The 12,075-nt window shown below is 60.0% G+C and carries 10 protein-coding genes and 2 pseudogenes; 9 read left to right on the top strand and 3 right to left on the bottom strand.

The window, feature by feature from the left end; genetic code table 11:
* The first annotated feature begins 70 nt into the window (after positions 1 to 70).
* On the top strand, positions 71 to 1,555 hold the full coding sequence (gene prpD / locus I9018_RS09520; protein ID WP_241109279.1) for a 2-methylcitrate dehydratase: 1,485 nt from the start codon (positions 71 to 73) through the stop codon (positions 1,553 to 1,555).
* 98 nt (positions 1,556 to 1,653) lie between these two features.
* Here the strand turns inward: prpD and I9018_RS09525 are convergent, their stop codons facing one another.
* The gene (locus tag I9018_RS09525; RefSeq protein ID WP_068577288.1) at positions 1,654 to 2,472 is read right to left on the bottom strand and encodes a pyruvate, water dikinase regulatory protein; all 819 of its coding nucleotides are present in this window, start codon (positions 2,470 to 2,472) and stop codon (positions 1,654 to 1,656) included.
* Positions 2,473 to 2,646: 174 nt separating this feature from the next.
* On the opposite strand from I9018_RS09525, the gene ppsA reads away from it, so the two are divergent.
* The 8 genes from ppsA to I9018_RS09565 all read left to right on the top strand — a co-directional run bounded on the left by ppsA (position 2,647) and on the right by I9018_RS09565 (position 10,780).
* Entirely contained in the window at positions 2,647 to 5,022 is a 2,376-nt protein-coding gene (gene ppsA, locus I9018_RS09530) for a phosphoenolpyruvate synthase (protein ID WP_241109280.1), read from the top strand.
* A 101-nt stretch (positions 5,023 to 5,123) separates the two neighbouring features.
* On the top strand, positions 5,124 to 6,113 hold the full coding sequence (locus tag I9018_RS09535) for an alpha/beta fold hydrolase (RefSeq protein ID WP_068577283.1): 990 nt from the start codon (positions 5,124 to 5,126) through the stop codon (positions 6,111 to 6,113).
* 255 nt (positions 6,114 to 6,368) lie between these two features.
* Positions 6,369 to 6,860 (top strand): ribonuclease E activity regulator RraA, encoded by a 492-nt coding sequence (rraA, locus tag I9018_RS09540; protein WP_068577280.1) that lies wholly within the window; start codon positions 6,369 to 6,371, stop codon positions 6,858 to 6,860.
* 25 nt (positions 6,861 to 6,885) lie between these two features.
* Positions 6,886 to 7,881, top strand: coding sequence for a zinc transporter ZntB (locus I9018_RS09545; RefSeq protein WP_068577277.1), 996 nt, complete (start codon positions 6,886 to 6,888; stop codon positions 7,879 to 7,881).
* A gap of 63 nt (positions 7,882 to 7,944) precedes the next feature.
* Entirely contained in the window at positions 7,945 to 8,190 is a 246-nt protein-coding gene (locus tag I9018_RS09550) for a CrfX protein (RefSeq protein WP_068577275.1), read from the top strand.
* A gap of 2 nt (positions 8,191 to 8,192) precedes the next feature.
* Entirely contained in the window at positions 8,193 to 9,017 is an 825-nt protein-coding gene (locus I9018_RS09555) for a mechanosensitive ion channel domain-containing protein (protein ID WP_068577274.1), read from the top strand.
* An 87-nt stretch (positions 9,018 to 9,104) separates the two neighbouring features.
* A complete protein-coding gene (gene sigX / locus I9018_RS09560) occupies positions 9,105 to 9,695 on the top strand; it encodes an RNA polymerase sigma factor SigX (protein WP_068577272.1) in 591 nt (196 codons plus the stop codon).
* 107 nt (positions 9,696 to 9,802) lie between these two features.
* Positions 9,803 to 10,780, top strand: a complete 978-nt coding sequence (locus I9018_RS09565) for an OmpA family protein (RefSeq protein ID WP_068577270.1) — start codon at positions 9,803 to 9,805, stop codon at positions 10,778 to 10,780.
* 71 nt (positions 10,781 to 10,851) lie between these two features.
* Here the strand turns inward: I9018_RS09565 and I9018_RS09570 are convergent.
* Both I9018_RS09570 and I9018_RS09575 read right to left on the bottom strand, forming a co-directional pair.
* Positions 10,852 to 11,220 (bottom strand): annotated as a pseudogene (locus I9018_RS09570) (SAM-dependent methyltransferase); the annotation flags it as partial.
* Positions 11,221 to 11,335: 115 nt separating this feature from the next.
* Positions 11,336 to 12,066 (bottom strand): annotated as a pseudogene (locus I9018_RS09575) (CmpA/NrtA family ABC transporter substrate-binding protein); the annotation flags it as partial.
* Between the last annotated feature and the right edge of the window lie 9 nt (positions 12,067 to 12,075).

A 12,075-nucleotide genomic window follows, 5' to 3' on the forward strand; every position in this document is an offset into this window, starting at 1 on the left:
CGTTATTGACCTGAACCTGCAGCCTGAGGAATCGACCTACCCATAACCCCGTCATTGGAGTGCACGATCCATGAGCGCCAACGTTGATCTGAACGACCGTCCCGATTACGACCCGGTTTTGCAGGACATCGCCGATTATGTCCTGGAGTATCGCGTCGACTCCCCCCTAGCCCTCGATACCGCCCGCCATTGCCTGATGGATACCCTGGGCTGCGGCCTGCTGGCATTGCGTTTTCCTGAATGCACCAAGCACCTGGGGCCGCTCGTCGAGGGTACCGTGGTGCCCCATGGCGCCCGCGTGCCGGGTACCAGCTATCGCCTGGACCCGGTGAAGGCCGCCTGGGATATCGGCTGCATCGTGCGCTGGCTCGATTACAACGACACCTGGCTGGCGGCGGAGTGGGGGCACCCGTCGGACAACCTCGGCGGCATCCTGGCCGTGGCCGACCACCTTTCGCAGAAGCATGTGGCCAACGGCGAGGCGCCGCTGAGCATGGGCGATGTGCTGCGGGCGATGGTCATGGCCCACGAGATCCAGGGAGTGCTGGCCCTGGACAACTCCTTCAACCGCGTCGGGCTCGATCATGTGCTGCTGGTAAAGGTGGCCTCCACGGCCGTTTGCGCCCGCTTGATGGGGGCCAATCGCGAGCAGCTGTTGGCCGCGCTGTCCCATGCCTTCGTCGATGGCCAGGCGCTGCGTACCTATCGCCACGCGCCCAATGCCGGGTCGCGCAAGTCCTGGGCGGCGGGGGATGCCTCGAGCCGCGGGGTGCGCCTGGCGGATATGGCGCTGCGCGGCGAAATGGGTATTCCCGGGGTGCTCAGCGCACCGCAGTGGGGCTTCTACGATGTGCTGTTCAGCCATACCAACAAGGACCTGGCGCTCAAGCCCGAGGACCAGCGGCGCTTCAGCCTGCCCCAGGGGTACGCCAGCTATGTGATGGAAAACATCCTGTTCAAGATCAGCTTTCCGGCCGAGTTCCACGCGCAAACCGCCTGCGAGGCGGCGGTGGCCCTGCATCCCCAGGTGCGCGATCGGCTACAGGAGATCGAGCGAATCGTCATCACCACCCATGAATCGGCGATCCGCATCATTTCCAAGGTCGGGCCGCTGGCCAATGCCGCCGATCGCGACCACTGCCTGCAGTACATGACCGCCGTACCCCTGGCGTTCGGCACCCTGGTGGCCGAGCACTACGAGGATGATTTCCACGCGGCGCACCCGATCATCGACCAGTTGCGCGACAAGATGCAGATCGTCGAGGACCCACGCTATACCCGGGAGTACCTGGAGGCCGACAAGCGCTCGATCGCCAACGCGGTGCAGGTGTTCTTCGCCGATGGCAGTTGCACCGAACAGGTGGCGGTGGAGTACCCCATCGGTCACCGTCGCCGCCGGGCCGAGGGCATCCCGCTGCTGGAGGACAAGTTCAAGGCCAACCTGGCGACGCGCTTCAGCGCCCAGCGCTCGGCGCAGATCTTCGATCTGTGCAGCGACCCGGCACGGTTGTCGGCCATGCCGGTGCATCGGTTCGTCGATTGGTTGGTGATCTGAGGCGGGGGAGGCAGCGCCTGGAGCGTTGCCTGTCCGGGATCGCAGGGTCTTAAAGGCCCCTGGTAACAGGAGGGAATGTCAGATTGTAGGAGCGAGGCTTACTTGAAGCGGCGCTCAACGCCTTTTTCCACCAGGATCTTGGCCGAGATTTCCTCGACAGAGAAATGCGTGGAGTTGATATGGGGGATGTTCTCGCGGCGCAATAAGTTTTCTACTTCCCGCACTTCGAATTCGCACTGGGCGAAGCTGGAGTAGCGGCTGTTGGGCTTGCGCTCGTTGCGGATCGCGGTGAGGCGGTCGGGGTCGATGGTCAGGCCGAACAGCTTGTGTTTGTGGGCGCGCAGGGCGTTGGGCAGTTGCAGGCGCTCCATGTCTTCTTCGGTGAGCGGGTAGTTGGCCGCGCGGATGCCGAATTGCATGGCCATGTACAGGCAGGTCGGGGTCTTGCCGCAGCGTGACACGCCTACCAGGATCAGGTCGGCCTTGTCGTAGTAGTGGGTCCGTGCGCCGTCGTCGTTGTCCAGGGCGAAGTTCACCGCCTCGATCCGCTCCATGTAATTGGAGTTATGGCCGATGGAGTGGGACTTGCCCACGGAGTACGACGAGTGCTCGCTCAGCTCTTGCTCCAGGGGAGAGAGGAAGGTGGAGAAAATGTCGATCATGAAACCGTTGGAGGTCGCGAGGATCTCACGAATGTCCTGGTTGACGATGGTGTCGAAAATGATCGGTCGATAGCCGTCTTTTTCGGCGGCTATATTGATTTGCTGTACCATGGCCCGCGCTTTTTCCATGCTGTCGATGTACGGCCGCGTGAATTTGCTGAACGTAATGTTCTCGAACTGCGCCAAAAGGCTCTGGCCGAGGGTTTCCGCTGTGATACCGGTACCGTCAGAGATGAAGAAAGCAGATCGTTTCATTTGCGGCTTGGGCCTTAAGCTAGTGACGATTCTTGGATATGATAGGCGCGATTTGTCGGCCGGGAATGGCCCGCATTCTCACTTATTTTCCAAGTCCAGGCCATATAGCGGGCAAACGCTCCCTGGAGCAGCCGGCTTCTGAGCTTTTCCAACACAGTTAGTGGAGAGATCACCTTGGTAGAGTACGTAGTTTCCCTCGATAAGCTCGGCAAACACGATGTTGAGCATATGGGGGGCAAGAACGCATCCCTGGGCGAGATGATCAGTAACCTCGCGGGTGCCGGCGTCTCGGTCCCGGGTGGCTTCGCCACGACCGCCCAGGCCTATAGGGATTTCCTGGAACTGAGCGGTCTGAACGACCAGATCCATGCCGCGCTCGACGCGCTGGATGTCGATGACGTGAATGCCCTGGCCAAGACCGGTGCCCAGATCCGCCAGTGGATCATGGAAGCCGAGTTCCCCGAGCGCCTCAATACCGAGATCCGTACGGCTTTTGCCGCGCTATCGGCCGGCAACCCGGACATGGCCGTGGCCGTGCGCTCCTCGGCTACCGCCGAAGACCTGCCGGATGCCTCCTTCGCCGGCCAGCAGGAAACCTTCCTCAATATCCGTGGCGTGGACAACGTGATCCGTGCCGCCAAGGAAGTGTTCGCCTCGTTGTTCAACGACCGCGCCATTTCCTATCGTGTTCACCAGGGCTTCGACCACAAGCTGGTGGCCCTGTCCGCTGGCGTACAGCGCATGGTCCGCTCCGAAACCGGTACCGCTGGGGTGATGTTCACCCTCGATACCGAATCGGGTTTCCGTGACGTGGTGTTCATCACTGGTGCCTACGGCCTGGGCGAAACCGTGGTCCAGGGCGCCGTCAACCCCGACGAGTTCTACGTCCACAAGAACACCCTGGCCGCCGGCCGCCCTGCGATCCTGCGTCGCAACCTGGGCAGCAAGGCGATCAAGATGATCTACGGCGACGAAGCCAAGGCTGGGCGCTCGGTGAAGACCGTGGACGTGGACAAGGCCGATCGCGCACGTTTCTGCCTGACCGACGCCGAGGTCAGCGAGCTGGCCAAGCAGGCGATGATCATCGAGAAGCACTACCAGTGCCCGATGGACATCGAGTGGGCCAAGGACGGTGACGACGGCAAGCTGTACATCGTGCAGGCCCGTCCGGAAACCGTGAAGAGCCGCACCCAGGCCAATGTGATGGAACGTTACCTGCTCAAGGAAAAGGGCACCGTCCTGGTGGAAGGCCGTGCCATCGGCCAGCGCATCGGCGCCGGCAAGGTGCGGATCATCAAGGACGTGTCGGAGATGGACAAGGTCCAGGCCGGCGACGTGCTGGTCTCCGACATGACCGACCCGGATTGGGAACCGGTGATGAAGCGCGCCAGCGCCATCGTCACCAACCGTGGTGGTCGTACCTGCCACGCGGCGATCATCGCCCGTGAACTGGGCATTCCCGCAGTCGTCGGGTGCGGCAACGCCACCGAGCTGCTCAAGGATGGCCAGGGCGTGACCGTGTCCTGCGCCGAGGGCGACACCGGCTTGATCTTCGAGGGCGAGCTGGGCTTTGACGTCAAGCAGAACTCCGTGGACGCCATGCCGGACCTGCCGTTCAAGATCATGATGAACGTCGGCAACCCGGACCGCGCCTTCGATTTCGCCCAGCTGCCGAACGCCGGTGTGGGCCTGGCCCGCCTGGAGTTCATCATCAACCGCATGATCGGCGTGCACCCCAAGGCGCTGCTGAACTACGCGGGCCTGCCACAAGAGATCAAGGACAGCGTCGACAAGCGTGTCGCCGGCTACCACGATCCGGTGGACTTCTACGTCGACAAGCTGGTCGAGGGCATCAGCACCCTGGCAGCGGCATTCACCCCGAAGAAGGTCATCGTGCGCCTGTCGGACTTCAAGTCCAACGAGTACGCCAACCTGATCGGCGGCAAGCTCTACGAGCCGGAAGAAGAAAACCCGATGCTGGGCTTTCGCGGGGCTTCGCGCTACATCAGCGAATCCTTCCGCGATTGCTTCGAACTCGAGTGCCGTGCCCTCAAGCGCGTGCGCAACGAGATGGGCCTGACCAACGTCGAGATCATGGTGCCGTTCGTGCGTACCCTTGGCGAAGCTAGCCAGGTGGTCGATCTGCTTGCAGAAAATGGTCTGAAGCGCGGCGAGAACGGCCTGCGCGTGATCATGATGTGCGAGCTGCCATCCAACGCGATCCTGGCCGAGGAGTTCCTGGAGTACTTCGATGGTTTCTCCATCGGCTCCAACGACCTGACCCAGCTGACCCTGGGCCTGGACCGTGACTCCGGCATCATTGCCCACCTGTTCGACGAGCGTAATCCTGCGGTCAAGAAGCTGCTGGCCAATGCCATTGCCGCTTGCAACAAGGCTGGCAAGTACATCGGTATCTGCGGGCAGGGGCCTTCCGACCATCCTGACCTGGCCAAGTGGCTGATGGAGCAGGGGATCGAGAGCGTCTCGCTGAACCCGGACTCGGTACTGGAGACCTGGTTCTTCCTGGCCGAGGGCCAGGGCGCCGCGTAATCGGTGAGTGCAGGGTCGGTCCGTCGCGAGGCGGCCGACCCTCGTAGATTCAAACAGGGCGCGCTTCTTCCGAATGCCGCCCTTTTTTGTGCAAGAAGAATATGCAAAGCAGCAGCAACCTATTTCCTGTCGCCTTGACCAGTGCCGAACGTCGAGGCGATCTCAGCGAAGATGTCTATCGCTTGAAACCTGGCAACAGCCCCGATCCTTCGGTGGAGTTGGCTGTCACCCGCTTGGGGATGGCCGACGAGCCTCAAGTCCGGGGCGTGCCCGTGATCCTGCTACATGGCAGCTTTTCCAACCGGCGCTTCTGGTATTCACCCAAGGGTATTGGCTTGGGGGCCTATCTGGCACGAGCCGGCTTTGACGTGTGGATTCCGGAAATGCGTGGCCACGGCCTGTCCCGGCGTAATGCCGGGTACCGCCAGAACCGCGTGGCCGACTACGCGCGCTACGATCTGCCGGCGATTGCCGCCTTCGTTCGCGAACAGAGCGGGCAGATCCCTCATTGGATCGGCCACTCTCTGGGGGGCACCACTTTGGCGGCGGCGCTGGGTGGACAATACCTGGGGGAGGCGGGCGTGGCCTCCGCGGCGTTTTTCGGTACCCAGGTCAGCCGAATCTATTGGCCTTTGAAGATTCCTCTCGTGGAGTGGGGCGGACGCCTGCTTATCAAGCGTTTCGCCCAGTTGTCCGGTTCACGGCTCAAGCGTGGTCCAGAAGACGAGCCTATTGGCCTGGCGCTGGAAAGCATGCGCTGGCACGGATTGTTTGGTCGCTTTGGCGATGCCGACAAGGATTGGTGGGCCGGCCTCACTGAGGTTGCGGTGCCGGCTCTGGCGGTCAGTGCGGCGGGAGACCACCAGGACCCGACCTGGGCGTGCCGCAAGTTGTTCGAACAATTGGCAAGCCCGCACAAACAGTTTGTGTGCCTGGGGCGAGAGCAGGGTTTCAGTGGCAATTTCGGGCATGTCGAGATGCTGGTGAGCAAGCCGGCCCAGGCCGAAGTCTGGCCATTGGTCGCACGCTGGCTCAAGGACCAGCAGTCGCCGTTACTGGCTTGTGCCACCGAGCAACTGGCTACGGTTTGAAGCCAGGGCTCTGACAAGGGCATTTCGTTGCATGTTGCTTGCGGCTAAGATATGACGCGCTGCGCTATTTTGGTCACATTCGGTGATGGGCTCGACTTTCCGTTCTGTCGACAGAACTGAGAAAATACTGGCCGCGTCGATGGGGCAGGTCAGGCATGCAGGCTGGACATGTAGTGTCTGGGCCCGTATCTCCTAGGCTGTCCCAGGAATCAGTGACACCGTCGATCGTGTTCTTACTGTTACAGGAGCTTCTCGATGAATCATTACCTTACTCCCGACCTGTGCGATGCCTACCCGGACCTGGTGCAAGTCGTCGAGCCCATGTTCAGCAACTTTGGTGGTCGCGACTCCTTTGGTGGTGAAATCGTCACCATCAAGTGCTTTGAGGACAACTCGCTGGTCAAGGAGCAGGTGGATCTCAAGGGGCATGGCAAGGTACTGGTGGTCGATGGGGGCGGTTCGCTACGGCGTGCCCTGCTGGGCGACATGCTGGCCGAAAAGGCTGCGAAGAACGGCTGGGAAGGCCTGGTGATCTATGGCTGCATCCGTGATGTAGATGCCATTGCCCAGACTGACCTGGGGGTGCAGGCCCTGGCCAGCCATCCGATGAAAACCGACAAGCGTGGCATTGGCGACCTCAATGTCGCGGTGACTTTTGCCGGAGTCACTTTCCGCCCGGGCGAGTATGTCTATGCCGATAACAACGGCGTGATCGTTTCGCCCAGCCCGCTGAAAATGCCTGAATGAGCCAATGGCCTGACAAGGGATGAGGATGTTCGAGGAAGAAAACGCGCAATGGGGGCTAGTGCATGCCCTGGTGCTGGATGGTGAAGGCGGTGCGCGCTCGATTGCCCGGACAGAGCTCGACGAATTGCAGCTGCAGGCCCATGAAAGCCTGTGGCTGCATTGGGATCGAAGTCATCCGCAGACCCAGACCTGGCTGCGCCGCTCCAGTGGCTTGAGCGAGTTCAGCTGTGACCTGCTGCTGGAGGAAAATACCCGTCCACGCCTCTTGGCCCTGCCTGATTCGGAGCTGTTGCTGTTTCTACGGGGCATCAACCTCAATCCCGGGGCCGAGCCTGAGGACATGGTCTCGGTGCGGATCTTCGCCAGTGCCCAGCGGGTGATCTCCTTGCGTTTGCGACCCTTGCGCGCGACCGATGAGCTATTGGTGCAGCTAGCCGAAGGCAAGGGGCCGAAAAATGCCGCTGAACTGCTGCTCTACATGGCCGAGTACCTGACGGACAAAGTGCAGAATCTGGTCAGCGACCTCTCTGAAGTGGTCGATGATGAAGAAGAAAAACTGGATGCCGACGAACGGTATACCCCCGAGCACGGCAGCATTTTGCAGATCCGTCGGCGGGCTGCCGGGCTCAAGCGCTTCCTGGCTCCGCAACGGGATATTTTCGCTCAACTGAGCCGCATCAAATTGCTCTGGTTCGCCGCCGATGATGGGGACTACTGGAACGAGTTGCACAACAGCCTGACCCGCTACCTGGAAGAGCTGGAACTGGCCAGAGAGCGCGTGGGGCTTGTGCTGGAGGCCGAAGACCGGCGTCTGAGCGTGCGCATGAATCGCACCATGTATCGCTTCGGAATCATCACGGGGATCTTCCTTCCCATGAGCTTTCTTACTGGCCTTCTGGGAATCAACGTCGGCGGTATTCCATTTTCCGCAAGCCCCTATGGCTTCATCATCGCCTGCCTGTTGTTGGTAGCGGTAGCGCTGGGGCAATGGTGGTTATTCCGACGTTTGCGCTGGGTATAACGATGCGCCATGTGACCCGAATAAATCTGATCGCGTCTTTTTCAGACATCACCAGAGGTGCGTATGCACGATCCGTTTGAACAGTCGTTGCGTGACATGCTCAAAGCCTCGCCATCAAGCCGCGATGACGATGCCTGCCTGGGCCGCGTATTGAAAACCGCCAACCGCCAGGTTGGGGCAGGGGATCTGTTCAGCTTGCTGGGCCGTTGGCTGCCGGCGCTGATGATCGCCTTGAATAACGGATCGGCCCATGTCGCGCCGGTTTCCCGTCTTAAACCTACTGCTCGCACTGCTGATAAGGCTGATTGAATATGGAACTTGATCTCTGGACGCAGAGCCTCGTCACAGCGATGACCGCCTTGTGGACCAAGGTGGCGAACTTCATTCCGAACCTGTTCGGTGCGTTGGTAGTGTTGTTGCTGGGTTTCGTGGTGGCCAAGCTGCTCGATACCCTGTTGTCCAAATTGCTGGCCAAGCTGGGCCTGGATCGCTTGATGGGCGGTACCGGCTTGACCAAGTTGCTGTCTCGCGCGGGCCTGCAAGTACCTATTTCGACCCTGATCGGCAAGATCGTCTATTGGTTCGTCTTGCTGATTTTTCTGGTTTCTGCTGCTGAATCCCTTGGCCTTGAGCGAGTTTCGGCTACGCTCGACATGCTTGCGTTGTATTTGCCAAAGGTTTTCGGTGCTGCGCTGGTGCTGTTGGTGGGAGTCTTGTTGGCGCAGTTGGCCAACGGGCTGGTGCGCGGAGCGGCTGAAGGCGTGGGTTTGGAGTACGCCGCTGGCGTGGGGCGGATCGCTCAGGGGCTGGTGATCATCATCAGTATTTCCGTGGCGATCAGCCAGCTGGAGGTCAAGACAGACCTGCTCAACCACGTGATCGTGATCGTTTTGATTACCGTTGGTCTGGCCGTTGCGCTGGCGATGGGGTTGGGAAGTCGGGAAATTGCAGGACAGATTCTTGCGGGAATCTATGTGCGTGAGTTGTACCAGGTTGGGCAACAAGTGCGAGTTGGAGAGGTCGAAGGGCAGATCGAAGAGATTGGCACGGTGAAAACTACATTGCTGACCGAGGAGGGTGAGCTAGTCTCTCTCTCCAATCGGATCCTGCTGGAGCAGCATGTAAGTAGCCGCTAACCCGGCACCCTGCTAATGTATGCCGCCGCAAAAATGCCCATCACCGGGCTGTGGCGGACATTGACCTGACTGTCGGCACGACTCGTTTTGAATAAAACCCAACCGCTATCCACGCGCTATGACCCCCGTGAGCTCTCTGATGAGGAGTTGGTTGCGCGTTCACATACGGAGCTGTTCCACGTAACACGCGCCTATGAAGAGTTGATGCGACGCTATCAGCGAACCCTATTTAATGTTTGTGCGCGTTATCTGGGGAACGATCGGGACGCAGATGATGTCTGTCAGGAAGTGATGTTGAAGGTGCTGTATGGCCTTAAGAACTTTGAGGGTAAATCGAAGTTCAAAACGTGGCTGTACAGCATCACGTATAACGAGTGCATCACGCAGTATCGCAAGGAGCGGCGCAAGCGTCGGTTGATGGACGCTTTAAGTCTTGACCCCCTCGAGGAGGCCTCTGAAGAGAAGGCCCCGAAACCTGAGGAAAAGGGCGGGCTTGACCGCTGGTTGGTGCATGTGAATCCGATTGATCGGGAAATTCTGGTGCTACGTTTTGTCGCAGAGCTGGAATTTCAGGAGATCGCGGACATCATGCACATGGGGTTGAGTGCTACAAAAATGCGTTACAAACGTGCTCTTGATAAATTGCGTGAGAAATTTGCAGGCATTGCTGAAACTTAGTTCGGCGCAAATATCTCTTACGTCTAGGTGAGTTCTGATAGACTTACCGCCGAGTTGTCCCCCGGTATGTGGGACTGCTTTACAATCACCAGATGGGGATTTAACGGATGAAACTGAAAAACACCTTGGGCATTGCCATTGGTTCTATTGTTGCCGTGACTTCGTTCGGCGTTCTGGCGCAAGGCCAAGGCGCGGTCGAAGGTGAACTCTTCTACCAGAAGAAGTACAACGACAGCGTCAAGCACGTCGAAGATGGTTACAACCCAGGCGCATCGATCGGTTACTTTCTGACCGACGACCTGTCGTTGAACCTGACCTACGACAAGACTAACCACACCCGTTCCAACGACGGCACTGGTAAGCAAAAAATCGAAGGCGACAACTTCGGCCTGAACGCTCAGTACCACTTTGGTACTGTGGGTGACGCTCTGCGTCCATACGTTTCCGGCGGTGTTGCTCACAAGAGCATGACCAACGTGATCGCCGACGGTCACAGCGGCCGCGACAAGTCGACCTTCCTGACCGCAGGTGCTGGCGTTAAGTACTACTTCACCGACAACCTGTTCGCCCGTGCTGGCGTTGAAGCTGACTACAAGCTGGATAACGGCAAGTGGGACTACGCTCCGACCATCGGCCTGGGTGTGAACTTCGGCGGTAGCGGTGGCAAGGTTGCTCCAGCTCCAGTAGCTCCGGCTCCTGCTCCAGAACCAGCTCCAGAAGCTCCGGTTGCTGAAGTTGTTCGTGTTGAGCTGGACGTGAAGTTCGACTTCGACAAGTCTGTTGTTAAGCCTAACAGCTACGCTGACATCAAGAACCTCGCTGACTTCATGAAGCAGTACCCACAAACCACCACCGTTGTTGAAGGTCACACTGACTCCGTCGGTCCTGACGCTTACAACCAGAAACTGTCCGAGCGTCGTGCAAACGCCGTTAAGCAAGTTCTGGTTAACCAGTACGGCGTTGGCGCTAACCGCGTTCAATCCGTTGGTTACGGTGAGTCCCGCCCAGTTGCCGACAACGCAACTGAAGCTGGCCGCGCTGTAAACCGTCGCGTAGAAGCCTCGGTAGAAGCTCAAGCTAAGTAATTAGCCCTGTAGCTTGGAAAAACCCGGCCTAGGCCGGGTTTTTCTTTGCCTGGATTTTTTACCCCAGGGGTTCAGGCCTGGAGCAGGCAGGCGGCGCTGGCGCCAGCAGTTGCCGCTACTGCGCCGATTACCAGGATCGCCGGGCTCTTGAGCCTGAATTGCAGGGCATCCTGTTGCATGTTCCCCAGTACGCTGCGGCATTCCCGCTGCTCCGGCAACGAGGCATTCTCGATCATCGCCACCGGTGTCCGGTCCGGCATGCCAGCGGCGCGCAACTGTTCGCCGATCTCTGTCAGTTTCGCCACTCCCATATAGATCACCAGGGTCGTTCCGCCCTGGGCCGGTGCCTGCCAGTCCAACGGACTTTCGTCTTGGGTATGGGAGGTGAGTAGCGTTACGCCTCGCAAGGTCAGGGAGATATCGCAGTGGGTGGCACCGGCCTAGACCGGCATGCACGGCTCGATAGCCAACGTTCTTGCAAGTTGCAAAAGGTGCGGTCAGCGAGCTAGCCCAGGCCACAGGCTTGGGTGGTGTGTTCAGGGATCGGCTCCCGCTCAGGGCATGGGAGGCCTGCCAGCGATTGCCGGGGCCATCGGCATAGTCGCTCAGTAGCCGCGGCTCGATGCAGGCCAGCGAGGTATCGAGGTAGTCGCTGGCACTGAGCAGGCGCGCGGTGCTGCGACGGTTCTCCTGGCTTTGCTCGATGAAGCGGCTGGCCTCCAGAACGGCCATCACCAGGGCCCGGGCCGTGCTGGGGTGCTGCTCGACAAAGGCTCGGGTGCAGCCCAGGGCCTTCTACGGGTGATCAGGCCAGATGCCCTGGCTGGCGAGACAGTAATACAACCACAGGGCGTGGGTGCCTGGGCGAAGGTCAGGCGCGCCCGGCTTTGGTGCACATGCTGCTCCAGCGCCTCAGGGCTGGTCACCTTGAGCGCTTGCAGGTTCCGGGACAGGTTGATGCTCTGGCCGTTGTGATTCAGGCCCATGAGCACTGCCATGTCGCAAGGGCCGGTGCCGCCTATACCCAGGTGCACTGAATAGATCAGTCCGTACAGGCTGTGGGCGGCGTCCAGTTCGCCGCTGACCAGTTTGTCCCGCAGGCCGGCCCAGGAGCCCTGGCGCTTGAGGTTCAGGGTCAGGCCGTAGGGCTGGGCGACGCCCTGGGTGGCGGCAACCACCAGCGAGGCGCAGTCGGTCAGGGGCATGAAGCCCAGGTCCAGCTCGGGCTTTTCCGGGGCATCGCTGCCGTTGACCCAGGCCAATGGCGAGTGTGGGCGTTCGATCATGGGGGCACC

The organism is Pseudomonas sp. MPFS (assembly GCF_022537035.1).
Classification (GTDB): domain Bacteria; phylum Pseudomonadota; class Gammaproteobacteria; order Pseudomonadales; family Pseudomonadaceae; genus Aquipseudomonas; species Aquipseudomonas sessilinigenes.

Excerpts from the sequence above, each read along its gene's own strand:
- prpD (WP_241109279.1), top strand. The coding sequence starts at position 71 with ATGAGCGCCAACGTTGATCTGAACGACCGTCCCGATTACGACCCGGTT.
- I9018_RS09525 (WP_068577288.1), bottom strand. The coding sequence starts at position 2,472 with ATGAAACGATCTGCTTTCTTCATCTCTGACGGTACCGGTATCACAGCG.
- I9018_RS09535 (WP_068577283.1), top strand. The coding sequence starts at position 5,124 with ATGCAAAGCAGCAGCAACCTATTTCCTGTCGCCTTGACCAGTGCCGAA.
- rraA (WP_068577280.1), top strand. The coding sequence starts at position 6,369 with ATGAATCATTACCTTACTCCCGACCTGTGCGATGCCTACCCGGACCTG.
- I9018_RS09545 (WP_068577277.1), top strand. The coding sequence starts at position 6,886 with ATGTTCGAGGAAGAAAACGCGCAATGGGGGCTAGTGCATGCCCTGGTG.
- I9018_RS09550 (WP_068577275.1), top strand. The coding sequence starts at position 7,945 with ATGCACGATCCGTTTGAACAGTCGTTGCGTGACATGCTCAAAGCCTCG.
- I9018_RS09555 (WP_068577274.1), top strand. The coding sequence starts at position 8,193 with ATGGAACTTGATCTCTGGACGCAGAGCCTCGTCACAGCGATGACCGCC.
- I9018_RS09565 (WP_068577270.1), top strand. The coding sequence starts at position 9,803 with ATGAAACTGAAAAACACCTTGGGCATTGCCATTGGTTCTATTGTTGCC.